The sequence below is a fragment of the Arthrobacter arnarulunnguaqae genome (assembly GCF_051262515.1).
In the GTDB taxonomy this organism is placed as follows: domain Bacteria; phylum Actinomycetota; class Actinomycetes; order Actinomycetales; family Micrococcaceae; genus Arthrobacter_N.
Genome location: NZ_JBIMER010000003.1, coordinates 323124 through 345838, shown reverse-complemented (window position 1 = coordinate 345838; position 22715 = coordinate 323124). Strand labels below are relative to the sequence as shown.

Below are 22715 nucleotides of genomic sequence, written 5' to 3'. Positions count from 1 at the left end.
CGACCTCGAAGTCGCGCTTTGCCTTGGTGAGCAGATCAGCGGCGTAGACGCCCGCGGGACCGGCGCCAACGATGGCCGCGCGCAGCGGACGCGCGGAAAGCGCGGACGGCGTCGCGGTCTCTGCGGTGTGGTGGTGGCGGTTCGTCATGGGTTCTCCTGGTGCTGTGTTTTTGGGGTCTGTTTGCTGGGTGTGATTGTTCGCTGGGGCCGGTCAGCCGACGGCGACGGGTTGCCTGACGTCGTTCGTCGCGGCGGACGCTCGGCCGGCGATCCGGCCGACGGCGTGCGGACTGAGGCGGACCACATCGCCGATGACCACCACGGCCGGGTTTTCCACGCCGACCGACTCTGCCGTGCGCGCGATTGAATCGAGCCGATCGATGGTGACACGCTGCTCGGGGGTCCAGCCGCGTTCGACAATGGCGACGGGGGTGTCCGGCGGGAGTCCCCGACCGAGGAGGGTCGCGGTGTTCTGCCGGAGCCGGCGCACTCCCATCAACAGCACCAGCGTATGGTCCGGTCGGGCGGGCAGCTCGGCGAGTTCGGCGTGACCCGTGGCCATCGAGAAACCGGCAGCAAGCCCGCGGTGGGTCACGGGGATTCCGGCGGCCGCGGGCACGGACACGGCACTGGTCACCCCGGGCACCACCTGGACGGAGACACCGTGTTCGCGGCAGAATGCGGCCTCCTCCCCGCCGCGGCCAAGGACATAGGGGTCCCCGCCCTTGAGACGGACAACGCGGTGTCCGGCGCGGGCTTCGGCCACGAGCACGGCATTGATTTCGTCCTGCGTGGCGAGGTGGTCGCCGGGAGCCTTGCCCACCTCGATGATCCGCACGCCGGCGTCCAGCTCGCGCAGCAGCGACCGTGGGCCGAGACGATCCGCGACGACGACGTCGGCGGCGGCCAGCAGGCGGCGTCCCATCACCGTGATGAGGCCGGATTCCCCCGGCCCGCCACCGACGAGCGCCACGGATCCGGTGCCCTTGCGGCGCCTGCGCAGCGGGAGAAGCCCGGTGTCCGCGGCCAACGCTATGGCGTTGCGCAGTCCGGCCGCCCGCCGTGGGTCCCCGCCACCCGTGACGGCCACGGTGATGCCGTCTCCGATGCGCGCGACCGCGGGGGTCCAGGCGCTGGACGCCGCCTGGTCGGAGGCGTTGACGCACCAGATCCGCCTTTCATCGGCGTCCGCCGCAACGGCCGCGTCCGTGTCGCCGTCACCGGTCGCGGTGTGGGCGAGCCAGACGCCGTCGAGGTCCCCGGGACGGTAGGCGCGGCGTTTCCAGGCCAGAAGTCCCGCGGACGCCGCCTCGGCCAGGGCCGGCACGGCGTCCGGCGCGACGACGGTGATTTCGGCGCCGGCGTCGAGCAGTTGGGAGACGCGTCGTTCGGCGACGGGACCGCCGCCGACGCACAGCACGGCCTTGCCGGACAGCCGAAGGGCCAGGGGATGCACGGGTTCCTGTTCGGGCGCTGCCGAACGCGGGTGAAGATCTGTCATCGGGGTCTCCTCGGTTCGGAGGTGGGTGTCTTGGGGTGGAAGTCCGTTCATCGGGTGCCCCCCGGGGCGAGTCCGCGGCGCCTGAGCAGGCTGCGTTCCAGCGGGGCGAAGACCAGCAGTTCGATCGCGATTCCGATGGCGAGGATCGCCAGAATGGCGGCCATGACCACGGACATGAGCGATAGGTCCCGCCCCTGTTGGAGCAGCGATCCGAGGCCGTAGCCGATGCTGCCGCCGATCGCGATGATCTCTGCGGCCATCAACGATCGCCACGAGAAAGCCCAGCCCTGCTTGAGCCCGGCCACGTACCCCGGCAGGGCCGCCGGCAGGACGATCCGCAGCAGCTGTTGGGCGCGGCTGGCCCCCAGCACCGTTCCCAGGCGCCGGAATTGCGGTGGAACCTGGTCGACTCCGGAGAGGAATCCATTGATGATCGACGGCGTTGCACCCATCAGCACCACGAAGAAGACGGTGGCGTCCGTCAGCCCGAACCAGATGATCGCGGCCGGTACCCACGCGACGCTCGGCAGGACCTGCAACCCGGAAATCAAGGGTCCCAGACCCCTACGCAGGGTCGTCGAGGCGGAAAGCAGCAGGCCAGCGGGTGTGCCGATGGCCAGGGCCAGCAGGAAGCCGAGCACGCCGCGTTGCAGCGAGGTGGCGACCGCTTCCCCCAGGCGGCCGTCCGCGGCCAGGCCGACGGCGCCCGCCCACACGTCCAGCGGTCCGGGAAAGAGGTCGGCGCGCGGGGAGCCGGCCCAACTGGCAAGCTGCCACAGACTCACCAGGGCGGCGAACGTTCCCAACGGCAGCAGCACCTTGCCCCAGGGGCGCCTCGGCGGTGCCCCCGAGTCCTGCAGGCGGTCCAGCCCGGCCTCGAGCTCACCGAGCCGGTCGACGGCGACCCCGGCAGTCGCGGTGGTTCTAGTGGGCATGCTGGCGGATCTCCTCGCGTAGCCTCTGGGTGATTTCCCGGGTCAGGGCGGTTTGGGCCGCGGGGTCCTCGCGGACGGCGGGATCGATGGACCATTCGGCAGCGACCCTCCCGGGGCGGGAGGAGAGCAATAGGACCCGCTGTCCCAGCCGCACCGCCTCCCGGACGTTGTGGGTCACGAAAACCACGGTGCGCCGGTCGGCCCGCCAAAGCCTTTCGAGTTCGTCGTGAAGCAGATCGCGGGTGATGGCGTCCAGTGCCGCGAACGGTTCGTCCATGAGCAACACCGGCCTGTCTTGTCCCAGCGCGCGCGCCAACGACGTGCGCTGGCGCATGCCGCCGGACATCTCGTGCGGGCGCTTGTGGCCGGCGTCGGAGAGATGCACGAGGGACAGGAGTTCGTCCGCCCGGCGACGCCTCTCCGTCCTGCCCAGTCCGCGCAGCTCGAGCGCGAGTTCGATGTTGGCCCGGGCCGTCAGCCACGGCAGGAGCGCCGCGTCCTGGAACATGAAGGCCGCCCCGGCCGACGGGATGGTCACGCTTCCCGCGCTGGGGGCCTCGAGCCCGGCGACGATGTTCAGGAGGGTCGATTTGCCGCAGCCCGAGGCGCCGAGCACGGCGACGAACTCGCCCTCGGTGATTGTGGTGCTGATCCCCTCAAGCACGGGCGCCGCGCCGAAGTCCTTGGACAGGCCGTCGATCACGATACTCACGACGCTGTCTCCTTGGCTTTGGCACGGAGCAAGGGCTCCCCGTCGACGAGTCCGTCGAGTTCGCCGGGTTCCGCCAGCCCCGCCGCCACCGCGTCCCTGAGCAACCGCGGATAGGCGCCGGTGAGCGGATCGGCGGTGAAGTGCAGGCGGTCCAGTGCCCGCCCCATGACGCGGGCGTCCAACCTTGCGCCGGCGATCTCCGCCAGGCGGTCGTTCAACGTGGCGGAAACGGTGTCCCTGTCCGTGCGGTGGATCCAGTCCAGCGCGGCCAGGTGACCGCGCAGGAGGGCTTCAACGGAATCCGGGTGGCGGGCCGCGAAATCCGGCGACACGGCCAGGACGGTGGTCGGGAAGAGCCCGCGGGTTCCGGTTTCCGAACCGTCCCAGAGGTCCGCCTCGTCAACCAGGACCTCGGCCCCGGCTTCGACCACCAGGCGGGAGGCCCAGGGCTCGGGCAACCATGCGCCGTCGATCTGCCCGGAACGGAAGAGCTCGAGCGACTGCGCGTTGGCGGTGGGCGCGATGGCCACATCCCCTCCGCGCAAGGTGGCGGACAACTGCCCCCGGGCCAGCCACGAGCGAAGCGCCACGTCCTGGGTGCCCCCGAGCTGGGGGGTGGCCAGCGTTCGGCCGGCCAACGCGGCGGGGCTGTCGATGCCGGGACGCACCACGAGTTGGGCCCCCCCGGCCGCGGCCCCCGCGAGGATCCGCAGGCCCCGTCCGCCGCTGGACACGTAGGCCGCGATCGCCGGGTTGGGCCCGAGGTACGCGGCATCGATGGCGCCGGCGTTCAGCGCCTCGACCGCGGCCGGTCCCGCGCCAAAGACGCTGGCCCTGAAGGCCGTGCCCTCGCCGCCCAGCTCCTTCTCAAAGAGGCCGAGGCCCGTTCCGACCAGGGCCGGCGCGTGGGTGAGGTTCGGGAAGAAGCCCAGCCGCAACCGCTCCGCCGGACCCTGGGCGGAGGCGACCGCCGCACCCGGGCGCGGCTGGGTCGTGGTGGCGGCGGCCCCGCCGACCAGCAGCCCAAGCAACCCGCTGCCCGCGGCGAGGAAGGCGCGGCGTCCGGGACCGGAATGCCGGCTTGGTGGCGTGTGGCGGATGGTGTCCATGGCATTGTCCCCTTTCGCGGAGGTGGGTGGTGGGGCCCGTGTCGGGTCTGGTGGTCGGGGTTTAGTTGGCCGGGCGGTCGGCGACGAGACCGGCGGCCAGCGTGTTGCCGGACTGCGGGTCGATCACCAGGAACGCACCGGTGCGGTGCTGTGCGGTGTATGGCTCGGTGGGCAACTCGCTCGCCAGCCGGAGGCGCACCTGACCGATGTCGTTCAGCTCCAGTTCCGCTGCGGGAACCAGTCCGAAGTCGTCGAGGTCCAGTCGGCCCTCGATCCCGGCCACGCGCGCCCGGACGGTCGCGGTGCCGTGTTTGACGAGCACGGTGGCCCCCTGCCGCAGCGGCTCCGGAGCGAGCCAGCACAGCTGGGCGTCGAGATCGGCCGAGGAGGCCGGGAGCGTGCCGGCGGCAGCCAAGGTGTCGCCGCGGGCGATGTCCAGTTCATCGGACAGCCGGATCGCGACCGACGCCGGTGCGGTCGCCCGCTCCAACGAGCGCCCCGCGACGTCGATGCCGACCACGCGCGAGGTGCGCCGCGGCTGGCCGGCGGTGGCGACCGTAACCGGATCCCCGACGGCGATGGAGCCCGCGGCGATCTGTCCCGCATACGCCCGGTAGTCGCGGTACGCCTCCGCGTCCAGTCCGGGTGCCAGCGCGCCCTGCGGACGCAGCACCAGCTGGACCGGGAAGCGGAAGGCGGCCCCGGCCTGCTCCTGATCGTCGCGGGTGGGCAGCGTTTCGAGCAGCCCCAGCAGCGTCGGCCCGGTGTACCAGGGGGTCTGCGCGGAACGCTCGACGACGTTGTCGCCGAGCAACGCAGACACCGGGAGCGTGTGCGGAACGGGCAACCCGAGTCCCGCGGCCACGCGTTCGACGTCGGCGGCGATCTCGGCGAAGCGCTGGGCGTCGTAGCCGATGAGGTCGATCTTGTTGACGGCGACGACCACATGGGGCACCCGCAGCAGTCCGATGGCCCCGAGGTGTCGCCGCGTCTGTTCGAGCACGCCCTTGCGGGCATCGATCAGGACGATCGCGGCGTCCGCCGTTGAGGCGCCCGTGACCGTGTTGCGGGTGTACTGCACGTGTCCGGGGCAGTCGGCGAGGATGAAGGAGCGCAGGCCCGTGCCGAAGTAGCGGTAGGCGACGTCGATGGTGATGCCCTGTTCGCGCTCGGCGCGCAGGCCGTCGGTGAGCAGGGCCAGGTCCAGGCTGCCGTCGCCTCCACCGAAGCCGCGGTCCGCGGAGGCACGGGCCACGGCGTCGAGCTGGTCGACGAGCACTGCTTTGGCGTCATGCAGCAGGCGACCCACGAGGGTCGATTTGCCGTCGTCGACCGAGCCGGCCGTCGCGAAGCGAAAGAGGCCGCCGCGTCCGAGCACCGGGATGTCGGTGTGGGACTCGGGGGTGTTGGTGTCCAGGATGGTGGTGCCCATTTTAGAAATACCCGTCCTTCTTGCGGTCTTCCATGGCCGCCTCGGAAATGCGGTCGTCGGCGCGGGTTGCCCCGCGTTCGGTGAGGGTGGTGGTGGCCACCTCGCGGATCACGTTCGCGACGGTGGAGGCGTCGGACAGCACCGCACCGGTGCAGGACATGTCCCCCACGGTTCGGTAGCGCACGGTTCTGGTTTCGGTGGGAACCCCCGGCGCGGGCTGGCTGAACTCGCCGACCGCCCGCCACATGCCGGAATGTTCGAAGACCTCGCGCTCATGCGCGTAGTAAAGCGGAGGAAGCTCGATGCCCTCGGCCTCGATGTAGCGCCAGATGTCCAGTTCGGTCCAGTTGCTGATCGGGAACGCACGCACGTGCTGGCCGACGGTGTGGCGGCCGTTGTAGAGGTTCCACAGCTCCGGTCGCTGGTTGCGCGGGTCCCACTGGCCGAACTCGTCCCGCAGGCTGAGGATCCGCTCCTTCGCCCGGGCCTTGTCCTCGTCGCGGCGGCCGCCGCCGAAGACGGCGTCGAAGCGGTGTTCGGCGATCGTGTCCACGAGCGGTGTGGTCTGCAGCGGATTCCTCGTGCCGTCAGCCCGCTCGGCGAGGCGGCCGTCGTCGATGTAGTCCTGAACGCTGGCCACGACGAGGCGCAGGCCAAGGCGTTCCACGGTGTTGTCGCGGAACTCGATCACCTCGCCGAAGTTGTGGCCCGTGTCCACGTGGAGTACGGGGAACGGGATGGCGGCGGGCCAAAAGGCCTTCGCGGCAAGGTGGAGCATGACCACGGAGTCCTTGCCGCCGGAGAACAGCATGGCGGGCCGCTCGAACTCGGCCACGACCTCACGCAGGATGTGGATGGATTCGGCCTCGAGGGCCTCCAGCACGCCGGGGGTGGCGCCCGGCACCGGCGCAACCGGTGATGCTTCGGGGATCGCTGCCGTGTGCGTTTCCGCGCTCATCGGTCTCTCCTTTGGTCGGTGGTGCAAGTTTTGTGGGCGGATGGTGGGTGGGGGTCTTGCGGTGCGGTGGCGTCAGGCCGGTTCGGCTAGGTGTGGATGCCGCACTCCGTCTTGGCCAGCCCGGCCCAGCGCCCCGCCCGAGGGTCCTCGCCGGGGGCCACCGGTCGGGTGCACGGTGCGCATCCGATCGAGGGGTAGCCGTTGGAAAGGAGCAGGTTCACGGGGACCTTGTGGTCCACTGCGTATCCCGTGAGATCGTCGAAGCTCCAGCCCGCCAGCGGGTTCACCTTAATCAGCCCGTGCGCCTCGTCCCAGACCACAAGAGGCGTGTTCGTCCTGGTGGGGGCCTCGTCGCGGCGGACTCCGGTGAACCAGAGCCGGTAACCGGAGAGCGCCTTGGCCAGCGGCGCCATCTTTCGCAGTTGGCAGCAGGTCGCGGGATCGCGTTCGTACAGCCGTGCCCCGTGCGCCGCATCCTGTTCCTGGACCGTCTGTTCCGGCAGGACATCGACGATCCGGACGTCCAGGGTGGATTCAACCTGGTCGCGGGTGGCCCTCGTTTCCGCGAAGTGGTAGCCCGTCTCCAGGAACAAGACATCGACCCCGGGGAGCTCACGCGCGACGACCGCCGGCAACACGGCGTCTGCCATGGAACAGGCCACGGCTACCTCCGCGGGTGCGAAGCTTCGGGCCACCCACGCGATGACATCGGAGGTCGCGGCGTCGAAACCCAGTTCAGCGGCGCCGGCGGCAGCGAGTTCGCGGTCTGCGGCTGACCTATCGGAGTTGCGGTTGCCGGGCACCGTGCTAGGTGTGTTCGCCGGGGCGCTCATGCGACATCCCCGTCCTTGGCGCGGTGCGCCCATTCGGCGAAGGACTCGCCCTCGTTGCTGCCTGCCGAGTAACTCTCGAGAACGCGCTCAACGTAGTCCGGCAGGTCCGCGGCGGTGACCTTCAGACCGCGGACCGTCCGACCCAGCCCGGCCTCGCCGCGGGAGGAGGACGCGAGTCCCCCGCCCAGGTGGACCTGGAAACCCGGCGTTTGGCCCCCGTTGCCGTCCGGCAGGAGCTGTCCCTTGAGCCCGATGTCGGCGGTCTGGATGCGTGCGCAGGAGTTCGGGCAGCCGTTGACGTGCAGGCTCAGGCTTTCGGGCAGCCTCACCGCGCTCTTGTCCGCGAAGCGGCGCTCGAGTTCGGAGACGGCTGCGATCGTCGTGTCCTTGGTGTCCACGATGGCGAGCTTGCAGAATTCGATCCCGGTGCAGGCGATCGCGGACCGGCGGAACAGGGAGGGACCGGTCTCCAGGCCGAGCGCGTCCAGTTCGGCGGCGGCAGCCTCGACGGACTCCGCCGGGATGTCCAGGGCAAGTAGCTTCTGGTGCGGCGTGGTGCGAAGCCGGGTGGAGCCGTGCCGCTCGAGCAGGTCCGCAAGCTGGAGCAGAAGTGTTCCGGAAAGCCGGCCGGCGCTGGGGCTGGCGCCGATGAAGTAACGCCCGTCCTTCTGTTCGTGGATGCCCACGTGGTCGCCCGGCGTGGTGGCCGCGGCCGGCCCCGGGCCGTCCGGCATCGCGTATCCGAGGTATTCCTCCTCGAGTACCCGCCGGAACTTCTCCGGGCCCCAGTCCGCCAGCAGGAACTTCAGCCGGGCCTTGTTGCGCAACCGCCGGTAGCCGTAGTCCCGGAAGACCCTGCATACCCCGTGCCACACCTCGGCGGCCTGCGACGGAAGAACAAACGCGCCCAGACGTTCCGCCAAACGCGCGTTGGTCGAAAGCCCGCCACCAACCCACAGGTCGTAACCCGGGCCAAGCTCCGGGTGGACCACTCCCACCAGGGAGATGTCGTTGATTTCGTGCACCACGTCCTGGGACGGATGACCGGTGATCGCGGACTTGAACTTGCGCGGCAGGTTCGCCAGTTCCGGATCCCCGATGAAGCGGTTCGCGATCTCGCGGATGGCCGGCGTCGGGTCCAGAATCTCGTCCTTGGCGATGCCGGCGACCGGCGAACCCAGGATGACGCGGGGCACGTCGCCGCAGGCCTCCGTGGTGTTCAGGCCCACGGACTCCAGTCGGCGCCAGATTTCGGGCACGTCCACGACATCGATCCAGTGCAGCTGGATGTTCTGGCGGTCGGTGACATCGGCGGTGTCGCGGCCGAACTCCTTCGAAATCCCACCGATCGTGCGCAATTGCTCCACGTTGAGGGCGCCACCGTCGATGCGGACCCGCAGCATGAAGTAGCGGTCCTCGAGCTCGTGCGGCTCCAGGGTCGCTGTCTTGCCGCCGTCGATCCCGGGTTTGCGCTGCGTGTACAGGCCCCACCAGCGGAATCGGCCGTGCAGGTCGTCCGGGTCGATGGAGTCGAATCCGTCGCGGGCATAGATGGTTTCGATGCGCTCGCGCACGTTCAGCCCGTTGTCCTCCTGTTTGAACGCCTCGTTGGCGTTCAGGGGGTCGGTGCCGTCGATCTTCCACTGTCCGTGTGGCTTGGACGCCGGGCGGGCTGGCCGTGTGCGGGCCGGGGTGTCGGTTGCCTGAGTCATGACTGCGAGCCTAGGGAGGCTCCCGTGGGACCGCGACCCCGCCCCGACCCACTGCGTCATGCCGGAACATGGCGACTTATTGGAATGCCGCGGACCCCCCGAAATCGGATTCCGCGAGTCTTCCGGCGACACATGACGCGATTGTGACGGACGGCAGGAGCGGCTCCGAGACGTAGTCGGCGCCCACCGTCGACAGCCGGTCGTGGAAGAAACCCGGCGCCAGCAGGTGGCTGGCCACGCCCACCCGTGCGGCTCCGGAGGCACGGGCATCTGCGACCGCGGCCGCGACGGAGGGCGACGCGGCGGAACAGAACGCCGGCGTCACGGGTTGCCCGAGCCGTTCGGCGAGCAGGTCGGCCACGCGGCGGGCCTGCTGCTGCCCGGCTTCGATTCTGGTGCCCGCGGCCGCCAACACCACGGCGTCCCCCGGAGCGAAACCCGAGGCGAACAGACGCTCGGCCAGCACCTCGGCCACGCGCGGATCGGCGCCGATGGGCGCCGCGGCCGTCGTTCCGGCGCGTCCGGCCACCGCTTCCGCGATATCGACCCCGGTATGGAAACCCTCGGACAGGAGCAGCGGGGCGACCACCGCGCGATCCCCCGCCGGCAGGGCGGCGAGGACGTCCGGGAGCGCCGGCTGCTGGACGTCGACGTAGGCCTCGTGGACAACGGCGTGGATACCTGCCTCGCGCAGGGCCCCGGAGAGGTCGTCGCGGAGCCCGTCGACCAGCCTCCGGCCGTCTGGATTGTCGGTTCCGTGTGCGCAGGCAACGACGTGTAGCGCAGGCCCGGGCGCGGTGCGTTCGGGGCTCACGCCTGTCCGCGGACGACCTTGTGCGCCGCGGCCTGGGCCACGGGGCGGACGACGATCTCGTCGAGGTTGACATGGTGAGGCGCGTTGACGGCGTAGGAGACGATGTCGGCGATGTCGGCGGCCACGAGCGGTTTGGCGACACCGGCGTACACCGCCTCGGCGCGTTCCGTGTTGCCGAGGCGCCGCAGCGCGAACTCCTCGGTTTGCACCATGCCGGGGAGGACCTCGATGACGCGGAGGTTGTTGCCGACCTCCTCGAGTCGCAGGGCCTGGGTCATGGCCCGCTGCGCGGCCTTCGCAGCGTTGTACCCGGCCCCGCCCTCGTAGCTGACCAAGGCAGCGACGCTGGTCAGGTTCAGCACGGTGCCCTCCCCGTTGGTCCGGAGCATGGGAAGGAAGGCCCGGGTCACCTTCATGGTGCCGAGGACGTTGACGCGGTACATCCAGTCCCAGTCCGCCGTGTCCGCATCCCCCACCGGGTCCGCGCCCCGGGCGCCGCCGGAGATGTTGACCAACGTGTCGATTCCGCCGCCGGATTCAACCTCGCGGAGGAGCGCGGCGACGTCGTCGTCGTCGGTGATGTCGGTGGGCACGGCGATGGCACCGGTTTCGGCGGCCAACGTGGCGAGGCGCTCGGCCCGTCGCGCCACCGCGTAGACGGTCCAGCCTCTTGCGGTCAGTTCGCGGACGGTGGCATCGCCGATTCCCGTGGAAGCGCCGGTGACAACTGCTGCATGCGTGGTGTTCTGAGTCATGAAACCAGCCTAGTGTGGCGTGTTGTTCCGTTCGAGGTCACGCGAAGCAAAGACAAGCACGGCTCCGGGGGGAGGCCGGCACATCGGCGTGAAAGAATGGTGCCCATGGCTGAAGACACCTTGGGCACAGACACGCCCGCGACCGTTTCCGTTCCCGACAAGCCGGCGCTGGAGGGCCTCGAGGAGAGCCTGGGCCGCCGCTGGCGCGACGAGGGCACCTACAGGTTCAATCCGGACACCACCCGGGAGGAGGTCTATTCGATCGACACTCCCCCGCCGACCGCCTCCGGATCGCTTCACGTGGGACACATGTTCTCCTACACGCAGACGGACGTGCTGGCGCGCTACCAGCGCATGTGCGGCAAGAACGTCTTCTACCCCATGGGCTGGGACGACAACGGACTGCCCACCGAGCGCCGCGTTCAGAACTACTACGGTGTGCGTTGCGACCCGAAGATCGCGTACGACGCCGCCTACCGCCCCCCGGCGCAGCCTGCCAAGAACCAGCGCGACTGGGACGCCGTCTCCCGCCGGAACTTCATCGAGTTGTGCGAGGAACTGGCCGTCGAGGACGAAAAGGTCTTCGAGCACCTCTTCAGCACCCTGGGCCTTTCGGTGGACTGGGACCTGACCTACCGCACCATCGACGACACGTCGAGGGCCGTCTCCCAGCGCGCCTTCCTGCGAAACCTGTCCGCGGGCGACGCCTACATGGCGGAGGCCCCGACGTTGTGGGACGTGACGTTCCGGACCGCCGTCGCGCAGGCCGAGTTGGAGGACCGCGAAGTCGCCGGCGCGTACTACCGCTATCCGTTCTTCGCCGAGGACGGCACCAAGATCTTCATCGAGACAACGCGTCCCGAGCTGCTGGCCGCGTGCGCGGCCCTGGTCGCGAACCCGGACGACGAACGCTACAAGCCGCTGTTCGGCAAGAAAGTGACCTCGCCGGTGTTCGGTGTCGAGGTCGAAGTCCGTGCCCACCCGCTGGCCAAGCCGGACAAGGGCTCGGGGATCGCCATGGTGTGTACCTTCGGCGACCTGACCGACGTCACCTGGTGGCGCGAACTCGAGTTGCCGACCCGTGCCATCATCGGCCGTGACGGTCGCGTGGCGTCCGACGTTCCCGAGTGGATCACGGACGAGGCGGGCCGCGAGGCGTTCGCCGAGATCGCGGGGAAGACCGTGTTCTCCGCCAAGGAAGCCGTGGTCCGGCTCCTGGCCGACGCGGACCTGCTCGACGGCGAGCCGAAGAAGATCGTGCACCCGGTGAACTTCTTCGAGAAGGGCGACAAGCCCCTCGAGGTCGTCACCTCCCGCCAGTGGTACATCCGCAACGGTGGCCGCGACCCGGGTCGCCGCGAGCGACTGATCGGCCGCGGCTCGGAGATCGAGTTCCACCCGGAGTTCATGCGGTCCCGCTACACGAACTGGGTCAACGGCCTCAACGGCGACTGGCTGGTGTCCCGCCAGCGCTTCTTCGGCGTGCCGATCCCGGTCTGGTATCCGCTCGATGCCGCCGGCGAACCGGACTACGAACGCCCGCTCCTGCCGGGCGACGACCAGTTGCCGGTCGATCCGGCGGCCGATGCCGCACCCGGATTCATGCCGGAGCAGCGCGACCAGCCGAACGGATTCATCGGTGACGCCGACGTTCTCGACACCTGGGCGACGTCGTCGCTCACTCCGCAGATCGTGGGTCGCTGGAGTCGCGACGAGGACTTCTTCGCCAAGGTCTTCCCCTTCGACCTGCGTCCACAGGGACACGACATCATCAGGACCTGGCTCTTCTCGAGCGCCGTCCGCGCGGATGCGCTGCATGGTGCGGCGCCGTGGAAGCATGCGGCCATTTCGGGGTGGATCCTCGACCCCGACCGCAAGAAGATGTCGAAGTCCAAGGGCAACGTCGTCGTTCCGACGGATGTGCTCAACGAATTCGGTTCCGACGCGGTCCGCTACTGGGCCGCATCCGCGAAACTGGGCGCCGACACGGCCTACGAGATCGCGCAGATGAAGATTGGCCGCCGCCTGGCCATCAAGTTACTGAACGCGTCGAAGTTCGTCCTGAACCTGGGCGCGACCGAGGCCAATGTCCTCACCGGCGACGCCGCGGTGGTGACGAACGGCTTGGACAAATCGCTGCTGACGCGTCTATCCGACGTCATCGAGCAGTCGACCAGGGCCTTCGAAGCCTACGACTACGCCAGGGCCCTCTCGATCACCGAATCGTTCTTCTGGTCGTTCACCGACGACTATGTCGAGCTCATCAAGGACCGTGCCTACGGGGCGCGTGGCGACGAGGAACAGGCGTCGGTGCTGGCCGCTCTGGCGACGACGCTGGACGCCGTGCTCCGATTGCTCGCACCGTTCCTCCCGTTCGCGACAGAGGAAGTCTGGGGCTGGTGGCGGTCCGGGTCGGTGCACCGTGCCGAGTGGCCCGGCGCGGAACACCTGACCGCCGCCGTCGAGGGCGCCGACGCGAGCGTATTGCCCATCGTTGGAATCGCGTTGGGCGGGATCCGGAAGGCCAAGTCCGAGGCCAAGGTGAAACAGCGCACGGAGGTTCTCGCCGGGATCGTCACGGCACCCGCGCCGCAACTGGACCAACTGCGTGCCGGACTTGGCGACCTGTTGGCTGCCGGAAACGCACGTGACCTGACCCTGGTCGCCGGCGAAGGCGAACTCGCTGTCACCGGCGTCGAGCTGGCGTCCGCGGAGGAGCAGGTGCAGGCCTGAGCCGGATCCGAGGCGGGCGACAAGGGCCCCCTTAACGAGGGGAAGCCCCTTCGGCGTTTCCGCGTCGGAGGGGCTTCGACTCATCATGGTTCTGTTGTAACGATTGTCGAACCGGACGATCTCCTGGTCCTACAGGTCCTGCCGCCCCGTTACTGGCGGTCGGTCTGGAGAGGATCTCTCCATTCCGTCTCTGCGGAATTGGTGATCGTTCCCGCATCTTATGGGGATGCGTACGTATAGTTCTACCCCCGGGGCTGGCTGGACACAACCCCCGGGCGAAGTTTTCGTGGCTTCCCCGGCGTGTCCCAAAAAAGCATTGTGGGACATCCCTCTTGACGAATGTCGCGAGGTCAGGAGTTTGCGGCGGTGGTGTCCAGGGCCGAGAGATCGAACTCGGGGCTCTCGGTGCGGGTGCGCTTGAGCTCGAAGAAGTGCGGGTAGCCCGCGAGGGTCACGGCCGCGTCGAACAGCTCGCCCGCTTCCTGACCGGAAGGTACGCGGGTGATGACCGGACCAAAGAAGGCCGTGCCATTGAGCGAGAGCACCGGCGTGCCGACGTCCTCCCCCACTTGGGAGATGCCCGCATTGTGGCTCTCGCGCAGTGCGCCGTCGTGGGCATCGGAATCGGCAGCGGACGCCAGCTCGGCGGGAAGGCCTACAGTCTCCAGCGCCCGGACGACGACCTCAGAGCGATCTTCGACCTTCTCGTGGTGGAAGAGCGTTCCCATGGCCGTGTAGAGCGGTCCGACGACGTCATCACCGTGGGCGGCGGCGGCCGCGATGACCACGCGCACGGGCCCCCATGCGTTGTCCATGGACTTACGGTAGTTTTCCGGGAGGTCGCGGCCTTCGTTGAGCACGGCCAGGCTCATGACATTCCAGGAGATGTCGATGGGCCGGACCTTCTCGACTTCGAGGATCCAGCGGGATGTCGCCCAGGCGAACGGGCAGATCGGATCGAACCAGAAATCAACGTGGGTGCTCTCGGACACTGTGCCTCCTCGGCTTCGTGCGCGTGCGGCCCATGGGACGCCCGCGGGCTGGCGCACGGCATGTGGTGCCGCACGTGGGTGCAACGCCGCCGCTAGGCGGATTTGTTCCTTCGCTTGGTGGCGACCTGGTGGGAGATGAGCGTGGCTTCGGATCCGTTCATCACCACGTCGGCCGTGATGACGACCTCGGCGACGTCGTCACGGCCCGGCAGGTCGAACATGACGGTCCCGAGCGTCTCCTCCAGAATCGCCCGCAGCCCGCGGGCGCCCGTGCCGCGTTCAAGCGCCATGTCGGCGATGGCGTCCAAGGCGCTCTCGTCGAAACTCAACTCGACGCCGTCGATTCGGAACATCTTCTGGTATTGCTTGACCAGGGCGTTCTTGGGCTCGGTCAGGATCTTGATGAGGGCGTCCTTGTCGAGCTTCTCCACGGTGGTGATCACGGGCAAACGGCCGATGAACTCGGGGATCAAGCCAAACTTCAGCAGGTCCTCTGGACGGACGTCCGAGTAGGACGCGGCCTCGCTTTTCAGCGCGGTCAACGGCGCGCCGAAACCGATGCCCTTGCGACCGGCCCGCGATCCGATGATCTCCTCAAGCCCGGCGAAGGCGCCGGCGACTATGAAGAGGACGTTCGTGGTGTCGATCTGGATGAATTCCTGGTGGGGGTGCTTGCGCCCTCCCTGGGGTGGCACCGAGGCCACAGTACCCTCGAGGATCTTCAGCAGCGCCTGCTGCACCCCCTCGCCGGAGACGTCACGTGTAATGGAGGGGTTTTCGCTCTTACGGGAGATCTTATCGATCTCATCGATGTAGATGATGCCCTGCTCGGCCTTCTTCACGTCGTAGTCGGCGGCCTGAATAAGCTTGAGGAGGATGTTCTCCACGTCTTCACCCACGTAGCCCGCCTCCGTCAGCGCGGTGGCATCCGCGACGGCGAAGGGGACGTTGAGTCGACGGGCCAGGGTCTGCGCCAGGTACGTCTTGCCGCAACCGGTGGGGCCGATCAACAGGATGTTGGATTTGGCGACCTCCACGTCGTCGAGCGCGTGGGCCGGATCCTCGCCCAGACTCGCGGCTTTGGGCGCGGTTCCGGCTTGGATGCGCTTGTAATGGTTGTAGACGGCAACAGCCAGCGAACGCTTCGCGCCTTCCTGGCCGATCACATACTCCTGCAGGGAGTCGAAGATCTCGCGCGGGCGGGGAAGTTCGAAGTCGACGCCCTCCTCGACCTCGGCCAGCTCCTCCTCGACGATCTCGTTGCACAGTTCGATGCACTCCGTGCAGATGTACACACCGGGGCCGGCGATGAGCTTCCGAACCTGCTTCTGGCTCTTGCCGCAGAAGGAGCACTTGACCAGATCTGAGCTCTCACCCATTCGTGCCATCTCGCTCGACCCCTAACTTGATACCGGTCCACGGCCCGAAACGGCCGCGGAATTCAACACAACCAACTGTAGGTCAGGTCACCGACAGTTTGGGGGAAGGCGGAGCGGGTTGCCGCATTCGCCGGTCCGCCCCCCGCACTGGCCGCTACGTCGTAATCGGCTGTGGCTTGATCTTTCGCGGTGTCAGGACCTCGTCGATCAGGCCGTAGTCCTTGGCGCCGTCCGCCGTCATATACAGGTCGCGCTCGATGTCCATCCCGACTTGTTCGGCGGACTTGTTGCTGTGCGAGGACAGCGCGTTCTCGAGCCAGGTGCGCATCCGCATCACTTCCTCCGCCTGGATCTGGAGGTCCGTGGCGGTGCCGCGCTCGCCTCCGCCCATGGCCGGCTGGTGGATCAGGACGCGGGCGTTCGGCAGCGCGAGCCGCTTGCCCGGGGCTCCGGCGGCCAGAAGGACGGCGGCGGCGCTGGCGGCCTGCCCGAGGCAGACCGTCTGCACCTCGGGACGGATGAAGAGCATCGTGTCGTAGATGGCGGTCATTGCGGTGAACGACCCGCCGGGCGAGTTGATGTAGAGCGTGATGTCACGCTCCGGGTCCATCGACTCAAGGACCAGCAGCTGGGCCATGACGTCGTCGGCGGACGCGTCGTCGACCTGCGCACCAAGGAACACGATGCGGTCTTCGAAAAGCTTCGCGTAGGGGTCCTGGCGCTTGAAGCCGTAGGGCGTCCGCTCCTCGAACTGGGGCAGGATGTAGCGGGCGGAAGGCAGCTGTCCGGCGGTTCCGTAGCCGTTGAAGTTCATTGTTCTCTCCTGGGAATCTGTGGTGGTTGCTCGGCGCCTGTCGGGGCTACTGCTGGACTCCGCCGCCACCGGATACGCTGACGGAACTCTCGGCGATGTGGTCGAAGAAGCCGTACTCCAGACCCTGTGCTGCGGTGAACCACTTGTCGCGGTCGTTATCCCGAAGGATCGTCTCGAGGGTTTGCCCCGTCTGCTCGGCCGTCAGATCGGACATGACCTTCTTCATGTGCAGGATCAGTTCCGCCTGGATGCGGATGTCGGATGCCGTGCCCCCGATGCCGCCGGAGGGCTGGTGCATCAGGATGCGGGCGTTCGGCGTCGCATAACGCTTGCCCTTGGTGCCGGAGGACAGCAGGAACTGGCCCATCGAGGCGGCGAGTCCGGTGGCGACGGTGACGACGTCGTTCGGGATGTAGTTCATCGTGTCGTAAATCGCCATGCCGGCGGTGATCGAACCGCCGGGAGAGTTGATGTACAGGTAGATGTCCTTCTCGGGGTCCTCGGCCGAGAGCAACAGCAGCTGGGAGCAGATGGCGTTCGCGTTCTCGTCAGCCACCTCGGTCCCCAGCCAGATGATGCGCTCCTTCAGGAGACGGTTGTAGATGTAGTCCTCGCGGCCGGCCGGATCTACGGAAGCCATCGTGGGGGTGCGGGATTCCTTGGACATGCTCGAATACCTCTCCGTGGTGCCATTCGCCGCGGTCATCGACCGCGGACATCAAGCTCGCTTACTTTCCTTGAGACTACTGCCTGTGATTCGGGTCGGGGCGTAGGATGCGGAACTGTTCGCTGACGGCGCATACCCCCAAACGCGGTAATCGCGGCGGGCTTAAACGCGTGTGGGGCCGTCCCTGCGGACGGCCCCACACGTTGCGGCCCGGGGGCCTGGACAACTACTCGGCGGACGCCGCGGACGCGGACGAGGCGGAAGATGCCGAGGAGACGGATCCGGCGGTGCCGGTCTCGCCGGCGGGGCGCACGAAGTCGGTCAGGTCGACGACGTTGCCGTCGCTGTCGGTGACCTTGGCCAACTCGAGGACCTTCGCGAGGGCCTTTCGGCGGCGAACCTCGCCGACCATCATCGGAACCTGGCCGGCGCCGTCGAGCATCTGGGCGAACTGGTTCGGGTCCATGCCGTACTGGCTGGCCGACTGCACGATGTAGTCGATGAGCTCGGACTGCTCGACGCCAATCTCTTCCTTCTCGGCGATCTTGTCGAGGATGACCTCGTTCTGGAAGGCGCGCTCCGTGTTGGTCTGGACCTCGGCGCGGTGCTCCTCGCTGTCGTGGTCCTCCCCTTCGGTGTGGCCGCCCTGGGCGAAGTGCTGCTCGACCTGCTCCGCCACGACGGATTCCGGGACGGGAACCTCGATGAGCTCGACGAGCTTGTCCATGACCAGGTCGCGTGCCTGAACGCCCTGGTCCACGAGCTTGCCCTCGGAGGCCTGCTTCGCGAGGTCCTCCTTCAGTTCGGCGATCGTGTCGAACTCGGAGGCGAGCTGCGCGAAGTCGTCGTTTGCCTCGGGGAGCTCGCGCTCCTTGACGGCCGTGACGACGACCTTGACCTGCGCGGTCTCGCCTGCGTGCTCGCCGCCGGCCAGCTTGGTCTCGAAAACCGCGTCCTCATCGGCGGAAAGGCCCACGACGGCCTCGTCCATGCCCTCGAGCATCGTGCCGGAACCCACCTGGTAGGACAGGCCGGTCGCGGAATCAACCTCCTCGTCGCCCACCTTGGCGGTGAGGTCGAGAGTGATGAAATCCTGGTCGGCAACGGGACGCTCCACGACCTTGAGTGTGCCGAAACGGCCGCGCAGCTCGTCCAGGGCGGTCTGGACGTCGTCCTCCGAGGCGGCGACGGCGTCGACCTGGACCTCGAGACCCGCGTAGTCCGGCAGCTCGATGGTCGGACGGACGTCGACCTCGACCTGGAAGACCAGCTGGCCCTCGGATTTGTCCGGCTGCGGAACCTCGGTGATCTCGACCTCGGGACGCGAGAGCGGGATGAGCTCGGACTCGCTGATGGCCTGCTGGTAGAAGCCGTTCAGCCCGTCGTTGACGGCGGTCTCCAGAACATAGCCCCGGCCGACGCGCTGGTCGATCAGGCGGTTCGGGACCTTGCCCTTGCGGAAGCCGGGGACCTGGATCTGCTGGGCGATGCTCTTATACGCCTCATCGATGCTCGGCTGGAGTTCCTCGAGGGGAACCTCGACGTTGAGCTTGACCCGGGTCGGGGTGATGTTTTCGACGGCGCTCTTCACAGCGTAGATCTCCTGATTGTCTAATCGTGGACTGACTGGGTTTATCACCCTCGCGATGGACCACCATGAGGGATCAAGTTACAGAGTCGGGGTGACAGGATTTGAACCTGCGACCTCACGCTCCCAAAGCGCGCGCTCTAGCCAAGCTGAGCTACACCCCGAGAAGTGCAGATGCCAGTTTACGCAGATAAAAAGCCCAAGCACTAATCATGGCCGTGGGCAATCCGACAGCCGATTCGTGCCGCGGCCGGGCTGGTGCTACTGTTGTTCCTGCGCCGCCGAGGCCGAGGGACTCAGCTTCCACGCCGGGCGGCCGTCGTGGGGATGTAGCTTAATGGTAAAGCCTCAGTCTTCCAAACTGATTACGCGGGTTCGATTCCCGTCATCCCCTCCAAGGGAAAAGGCCGCGATCCAACGGATCGCGGCCTTTTGCGTTGCCGACCATCTCGCGATGCCAACCTCCGGGTTTCGCTCAGATCCCCGCCGGCTGGCAGCGCGGGCACCAGTAGAGCTTTCGCCCACCGAGGCTCTCCAGCGCGACAGGGGTTCCACAGCGGCGGCACGGCAGCCCCTGCCGCCGATAAACGTAGTGGGCGTCCTCCCCCGAAACCCGATGACGATTTCCGGCGGGACGGTCTCCCGCCGCGGTTGTGACAATCCGGCCGTCCGCGACGCCGTCCGCCATGGCCGAGGCCACCTCGTCCCACAGGTCCGCGGCCTGCCCGGGGAGGAGGTCCACGCCGCGGGTGCGCGGATGCAGTCCGAGGCGGTACAGGCATTCGGCGCGGTAGATGTTCCCGATGCCCGACACCACGGACTGGTCCATCAGCAGGGTGGCAACCACAGTCGACGTGCCGCTCACGCGGCGCACGAACTCCTCGCGGCCCTCCTGCGGTGCGCCGTCCGCCAGCGGATCGGGACCAAGACGCGCCCGCACCAGGGCGGCTTCAGCGGTGGTGAGCACCTCGCAGGCGGACGGGCCGCGCAGATCGGCCCAGCCATGCCGGGCAACAAAGCGTGCCCGGACCTGGCCAATAACAGGAGGCGGGCCCGCATAGGCGGGGCGGGCGCCGTCGTCGTGGGTTTCGCGTTCCCCGATTCGCCGTGGCGCGCCGATGCTCGAGGCGCCGCGGAAAGTCTCGTCGCCCCCGAACTCCCATGCTCCGTAGAGGCCCAGGTGCACCCGGAGGACCAGCCCGTTGTTGAACTCGAGGAAGAGCTGCTTGCCGTGCGCACGGGCCGTCGCGAACGACGCGCCATCGATCAGCGCCGCACCGCTGCCGAAACGTCCCTGCGGGCTCGTGACTGCCACGACGGACCCGGAGAAGACATCGTTGAACTGGCGGGCCAGACGGTGGATCGAATGTCCCTCGGGCACTGCTAGTCGACGACGACGCCGCTCGTCTCGTACGCGGCGATCTTGCCGATCCGGCGGACGTGGCGCTCGGCGTTGCTGAAGGGCTCGTCCAGGAAGGCGTCGATGATGGCGGTCGCGTCCTCCAACGAGTGTTGCCGTCCGCCCACGGCCACGACGTTCGCATCGTTGTGCTGGCGCGAAAGCCGCGCGGTATCGAGGTTCCAGGCCAACGCCGCGCGCACCCCGGCGACCTTGTTGGCGGCTATTTGCTCGCCGTTTCCCGATCCGCCCAGGACGATGCCTAAGGAGTCGACGCCACCCTTCTGGTCCGCAATGACCGCCACCGCCGCGTTGATGCAGAACGCCGGGTAGTCGTCCTCGGCGTCGTACGTGCTCGGGCCGTGGTCGACGACGTCGTGGCCGGCTGCGGTGAGGTGCCCAACGAGGTGGGCGCTGAGCTCGAGACCGGCGTGGTCGGTGGCGATGTGGATGCGCATGCGCCCCATGTTACCGGCCCGCCGCGTATCCCTGCATGCCGCGCGGGTTGGCCGCCGCGTACAGCGTTCCGTCCGATTCCCTGCCGACTGCGCACATCCGTCCCAGCGCCCACTCCCCCGCCAACGATACCCGGTGCCCGCGTCGCCGCAGTCCGGCGACGACGTCCCCGCCGAGCCGGTCTTCGGCCACCGCGCCGCCCGGTTCCCACGTGCGCGGCCAAAAGGACCCGGCGACCGAGGTGGTGTGGAACATCGGCGCGTCGACGGCCTCCTGCGCGGTGTAGCCGCCGACGATCGTGCGAAGCAGATAGAGCAATTGCCACTGGTCCTGCTGGTCGCCACCAGGCGAGCCGAGGGCGGCGACGGGCCGTCCGTCGCGTAGGAGCATCGTCGGCGTCAGCGTGGTGCGGGGCCTGCCGCCGGGACGGAGCGCGGACGGCGCATCCGGGTCCAGCCAGGCCATCTGGAGCCGGGTTCCCAAGCAGAAACCGAGCTCGGGAATGGTCGGCGAGGACTGTAGCCAGCCGCCCGACGGCGTCGCGGCGACCATGTTTCCCCAACGGTCCACGACGTCGATGTGGCAGGTGTCCCCCCTGGTCTCACCGAGTCGCGACACGGTCGGTTCGCCGGCGGCTCCGGTCTCACCCTCCGCGCCCGCGGTCGATGCGCGGAATTCGGCCTCGGTCGCCAACGGCGGCAGATAGGCCGTGTGGCCCGGAACGGACCCGGGTCGGAACTCGTGGGAAGCCGCATCACCGATCAAGCCGCGCCGCTGGGCCGCGTAGTTCTCCGAGAGCAGGATCCGCAGCGGAACCGCCTCCGGCTCCGCTGGGTCGCCGTAGTAGGCGTCCCTGTCCGCCATCGCCAGCTTGAGCGCCTCGAGAATGGTGTGGGCGCCGAGCTCCGTGGACGGGTCGAGCCGCTCGTCCCCGAACCCCGCGAGGATCGCCAGGGTTTGGAGCAGCACGGGCCCCTGCCCCCAGGGCCCCGTCTTGGCGAGAGTGGTCCCCCGGAACTCGAGCATGGCCGCCGGCTCGAAAGAGGCGCGAAACCCCGCGAAGTCCGCCGCCGTGATGACGCCGCGGTGGTCGGTGCCGGTGGAGTGCCGGTGGACCGTCCCGGCGAGGGCGCCGGCGGCGTTGGCGACGAGGCCGTCGGCCCATTCCCGGCGGGCGGCCTCGATCCGTGCCCGGCGGCCCGGCTCGCCCTCATCAGGACCGATGCCGGCGCCGCCGGCGTGTTCCGGCCGACCGCCGGCCTCGATCAGCCGCTCGAGCGTATCCGCGTACGCCGGGTTGCGGACCAGTTGGTTTTCGCGCGGAGGGACGCCTTCGGGCATCCAGAGCGCGGCGGAGGATGGCCAGTGCTCGCGGAACAAACCGGCAACGGCTCCGACGGTGGCTGCGGCTCTCCCGGAAATCGGGTGTCCCCCGCGGGCGTAGTCGATGGCGTACGCCAGCACGTCGCGGAGTTCCCACGTGCCGCGTTCAAGCAGGAGCAGCAGCCATGCGTCCACCGCTCCGGGCACGGCGGCGGCAAGGGCTCCGGATCCGGGAACCATGTCCAGGCCCTCTGCCCGGAAATGTTCGATGGTGGCCCCGGCCGGTGCCGGTCCCTGCCCCATCAGCACCTTCGGGGAGCAGCCGTGGGCGCTGACGATGGCCGTCATGTCGCCGCCCGCCCCATTCAGGTGCGGCTCCACGACGTGCAGGACGAAGCCGCCCGCCACGGACGCGTCGAAAGCGTTCCCGCCGCGCTCCAGGACGGCCTGCGCGCACGCGGAGGCGATCCAGTGCGTCGAAGAGACCATGCCGAAGCCTCCCCGCAGGGTGGGGCGCGTGGTGAAGGAGGGCGGCGGGGTGAATGCGTTCATGGGCCGAGCCTACTCAAGGCCCGCGAGTCGTTACCGCGCGTGTCGCGGTTT

The 22715-nt window shown here is 68.5% G+C and carries 19 protein-coding genes and 2 tRNA genes; 2 read left to right on the top strand and 19 right to left on the bottom strand.

The window, feature by feature from the left end; genetic code table 11:
- Positions 1 to 211: 211 nt before the first annotated feature.
- The 10 genes from cobA to ACHAAJ_RS05295 all read right to left on the bottom strand — a co-directional run bounded on the left by cobA (position 212) and on the right by ACHAAJ_RS05295 (position 10761).
- Positions 212 to 1501: a uroporphyrinogen-III C-methyltransferase gene (gene cobA, locus ACHAAJ_RS05340; RefSeq protein WP_435726947.1), complete on the bottom strand. Its 1290-nt coding sequence runs from the start codon at positions 1499 to 1501 to the stop codon at positions 212 to 214.
- 47 nt (positions 1502 to 1548) lie between these two features.
- Positions 1549 to 2436, bottom strand: coding sequence for an ABC transporter permease (locus tag ACHAAJ_RS05335; protein ID WP_435726946.1), 888 nt, complete (start codon positions 2434 to 2436; stop codon positions 1549 to 1551).
- On the bottom strand, positions 2426 to 3148 hold the full coding sequence (locus tag ACHAAJ_RS05330) for an ABC transporter ATP-binding protein (protein ID WP_435726945.1): 723 nt from the start codon (positions 3146 to 3148) through the stop codon (positions 2426 to 2428). Before ACHAAJ_RS05330 ends, ACHAAJ_RS05335 begins: the two co-directional genes overlap by 11 nt.
- A complete protein-coding gene (locus ACHAAJ_RS05325) occupies positions 3145 to 4257 on the bottom strand; it encodes an ABC transporter substrate-binding protein (protein WP_435726944.1) in 1113 nt (370 codons plus the stop codon). The genes ACHAAJ_RS05330 and ACHAAJ_RS05325 overlap by 4 nt, the downstream gene beginning before the upstream one ends.
- 61 nt (positions 4258 to 4318) lie before the next feature.
- Positions 4319 to 5689 (bottom strand): sulfate adenylyltransferase subunit 1, encoded by a 1371-nt coding sequence (locus ACHAAJ_RS05320; RefSeq protein WP_435726943.1) that lies wholly within the window; start codon positions 5687 to 5689, stop codon positions 4319 to 4321.
- Between the two features lies 1 nt (position 5690).
- On the bottom strand, positions 5691 to 6647 hold the full coding sequence (gene cysD / locus ACHAAJ_RS05315) for a sulfate adenylyltransferase subunit CysD (RefSeq protein ID WP_435726942.1): 957 nt from the start codon (positions 6645 to 6647) through the stop codon (positions 5691 to 5693).
- An 86-nt stretch (positions 6648 to 6733) separates the two neighbouring features.
- Positions 6734 to 7480 carry a phosphoadenylyl-sulfate reductase gene (locus ACHAAJ_RS05310; protein ID WP_435726940.1) on the bottom strand — a complete coding sequence of 249 codons (747 nt, stop codon included), beginning with the start codon at positions 7478 to 7480 and terminating at the stop codon, positions 6734 to 6736.
- A complete protein-coding gene (locus ACHAAJ_RS05305; protein WP_435726938.1) occupies positions 7477 to 9192 on the bottom strand; it encodes a nitrite/sulfite reductase in 1716 nt (571 codons plus the stop codon). Before ACHAAJ_RS05305 ends, ACHAAJ_RS05310 begins: the two co-directional genes overlap by 4 nt.
- A 76-nt stretch (positions 9193 to 9268) precedes the next feature.
- Positions 9269 to 10006 (bottom strand): sirohydrochlorin chelatase, encoded by a 738-nt coding sequence (locus ACHAAJ_RS05300; protein WP_435726936.1) that lies wholly within the window; start codon positions 10004 to 10006, stop codon positions 9269 to 9271.
- Positions 10003 to 10761 carry an SDR family oxidoreductase gene (locus ACHAAJ_RS05295; protein ID WP_435726934.1) on the bottom strand — a complete coding sequence of 253 codons (759 nt, stop codon included), beginning with the start codon at positions 10759 to 10761 and terminating at the stop codon, positions 10003 to 10005. The genes ACHAAJ_RS05300 and ACHAAJ_RS05295 overlap by 4 nt, the downstream gene beginning before the upstream one ends.
- Positions 10762 to 10866: 105 nt before the next feature.
- Between ACHAAJ_RS05295 and valS the strand changes: the two genes are divergently transcribed.
- Positions 10867 to 13494: a valine--tRNA ligase gene (gene valS / locus ACHAAJ_RS05290; protein WP_435726932.1), complete on the top strand. Its 2628-nt coding sequence runs from the start codon at positions 10867 to 10869 to the stop codon at positions 13492 to 13494.
- A gap of 350 nt (positions 13495 to 13844) precedes the next feature.
- Here the strand turns inward: valS and ACHAAJ_RS05285 are convergent, their stop codons facing one another.
- The 6 genes from ACHAAJ_RS05285 to ACHAAJ_RS05260 form a co-directional block, all read right to left on the bottom strand.
- Positions 13845 to 14486 (bottom strand): mycothiol-dependent nitroreductase Rv2466c family protein, encoded by a 642-nt coding sequence (locus tag ACHAAJ_RS05285; protein WP_435726930.1) that lies wholly within the window; start codon positions 14484 to 14486, stop codon positions 13845 to 13847.
- A 92-nt stretch (positions 14487 to 14578) separates the two neighbouring features.
- Positions 14579 to 15874: an ATP-dependent Clp protease ATP-binding subunit ClpX gene (gene clpX, locus ACHAAJ_RS05280; protein ID WP_435726928.1), complete on the bottom strand. Its 1296-nt coding sequence runs from the start codon at positions 15872 to 15874 to the stop codon at positions 14579 to 14581.
- Positions 15875 to 16019: 145 nt separating this feature from the next.
- Positions 16020 to 16679 carry an ATP-dependent Clp protease proteolytic subunit gene (locus ACHAAJ_RS05275; protein ID WP_435726926.1) on the bottom strand — a complete coding sequence of 220 codons (660 nt, stop codon included), beginning with the start codon at positions 16677 to 16679 and terminating at the stop codon, positions 16020 to 16022.
- A 46-nt stretch (positions 16680 to 16725) separates the two neighbouring features.
- Positions 16726 to 17346, bottom strand: coding sequence for an ATP-dependent Clp protease proteolytic subunit (locus ACHAAJ_RS05270; protein ID WP_435726924.1), 621 nt, complete (start codon positions 17344 to 17346; stop codon positions 16726 to 16728).
- Positions 17347 to 17572: 226 nt separating this feature from the next.
- Complete coding sequence (tig, locus tag ACHAAJ_RS05265; RefSeq protein WP_435726922.1) at positions 17573 to 18937, bottom strand: trigger factor; 1365 nt, start codon at positions 18935 to 18937, stop codon at positions 17573 to 17575.
- Positions 18938 to 19023: 86 nt separating this feature from the next.
- Positions 19024 to 19098, bottom strand: a tRNA-Pro gene (locus ACHAAJ_RS05260).
- Between the two features lie 159 nt (positions 19099 to 19257).
- Between ACHAAJ_RS05260 and ACHAAJ_RS05255 the strand changes: the two genes are divergently transcribed.
- A tRNA-Gly gene (locus ACHAAJ_RS05255) sits at positions 19258 to 19331 on the top strand.
- 78 nt (positions 19332 to 19409) lie between these two features.
- On the opposite strand, the gene ACHAAJ_RS05250 is transcribed toward ACHAAJ_RS05255, so the two are convergent.
- The 3 genes from ACHAAJ_RS05250 to ACHAAJ_RS05240 are packed head-to-tail and all read right to left on the bottom strand — an operon-like array spanning position 19410 to position 22664.
- Positions 19410 to 20315, bottom strand: a complete 906-nt coding sequence (locus tag ACHAAJ_RS05250; protein ID WP_435726920.1) for an Fpg/Nei family DNA glycosylase — start codon at positions 20313 to 20315, stop codon at positions 19410 to 19412.
- 2 nt (positions 20316 to 20317) lie between these two features.
- Positions 20318 to 20791, bottom strand: coding sequence for a ribose-5-phosphate isomerase (locus tag ACHAAJ_RS05245; RefSeq protein ID WP_435726918.1), 474 nt, complete (start codon positions 20789 to 20791; stop codon positions 20318 to 20320).
- 10 nt (positions 20792 to 20801) lie between these two features.
- Entirely contained in the window at positions 20802 to 22664 is a 1863-nt protein-coding gene (locus ACHAAJ_RS05240; protein WP_435726916.1) for a gamma-glutamyltransferase family protein, read from the bottom strand.
- Positions 22665 to 22715 lie beyond the last annotated feature (51 nt).

Coding starts and splice junctions, on each gene's coding strand:
- cobA (WP_435726947.1), bottom strand. CDS start 1,501: ATGACAGATCTTCACCCGCGTTCGGCAGCGCCCGAACAGGAACCCGTG.
- ACHAAJ_RS05335 (WP_435726946.1), bottom strand. CDS start 2,436: ATGCCCACTAGAACCACCGCGACTGCCGGGGTCGCCGTCGACCGGCTC.
- ACHAAJ_RS05325 (WP_435726944.1), bottom strand. CDS start 4,257: ATGGACACCATCCGCCACACGCCACCAAGCCGGCATTCCGGTCCCGGA.
- ACHAAJ_RS05320 (WP_435726943.1), bottom strand. CDS start 5,689: ATGGGCACCACCATCCTGGACACCAACACCCCCGAGTCCCACACCGAC.
- cysD (WP_435726942.1), bottom strand. CDS start 6,647: ATGAGCGCGGAAACGCACACGGCAGCGATCCCCGAAGCATCACCGGTT.
- ACHAAJ_RS05310 (WP_435726940.1), bottom strand. CDS start 7,480: ATGAGCGCCCCGGCGAACACACCTAGCACGGTGCCCGGCAACCGCAAC.
- ACHAAJ_RS05305 (WP_435726938.1), bottom strand. CDS start 9,192: ATGACTCAGGCAACCGACACCCCGGCCCGCACACGGCCAGCCCGCCCG.
- ACHAAJ_RS05295 (WP_435726934.1), bottom strand. CDS start 10,761: ATGACTCAGAACACCACGCATGCAGCAGTTGTCACCGGCGCTTCCACG.
- valS (WP_435726932.1), top strand. CDS start 10,867: ATGGCTGAAGACACCTTGGGCACAGACACGCCCGCGACCGTTTCCGTT.
- clpX (WP_435726928.1), bottom strand. CDS start 15,874: ATGGCACGAATGGGTGAGAGCTCAGATCTGGTCAAGTGCTCCTTCTGC.
- ACHAAJ_RS05275 (WP_435726926.1), bottom strand. CDS start 16,679: ATGAACTTCAACGGCTACGGAACCGCCGGACAGCTGCCTTCCGCCCGC.
- ACHAAJ_RS05270 (WP_435726924.1), bottom strand. CDS start 17,346: ATGTCCAAGGAATCCCGCACCCCCACGATGGCTTCCGTAGATCCGGCC.
- ACHAAJ_RS05245 (WP_435726918.1), bottom strand. CDS start 20,791: ATGCGCATCCACATCGCCACCGACCACGCCGGTCTCGAGCTCAGCGCC.
- ACHAAJ_RS05240 (WP_435726916.1), bottom strand. CDS start 22,664: ATGAACGCATTCACCCCGCCGCCCTCCTTCACCACGCGCCCCACCCTG.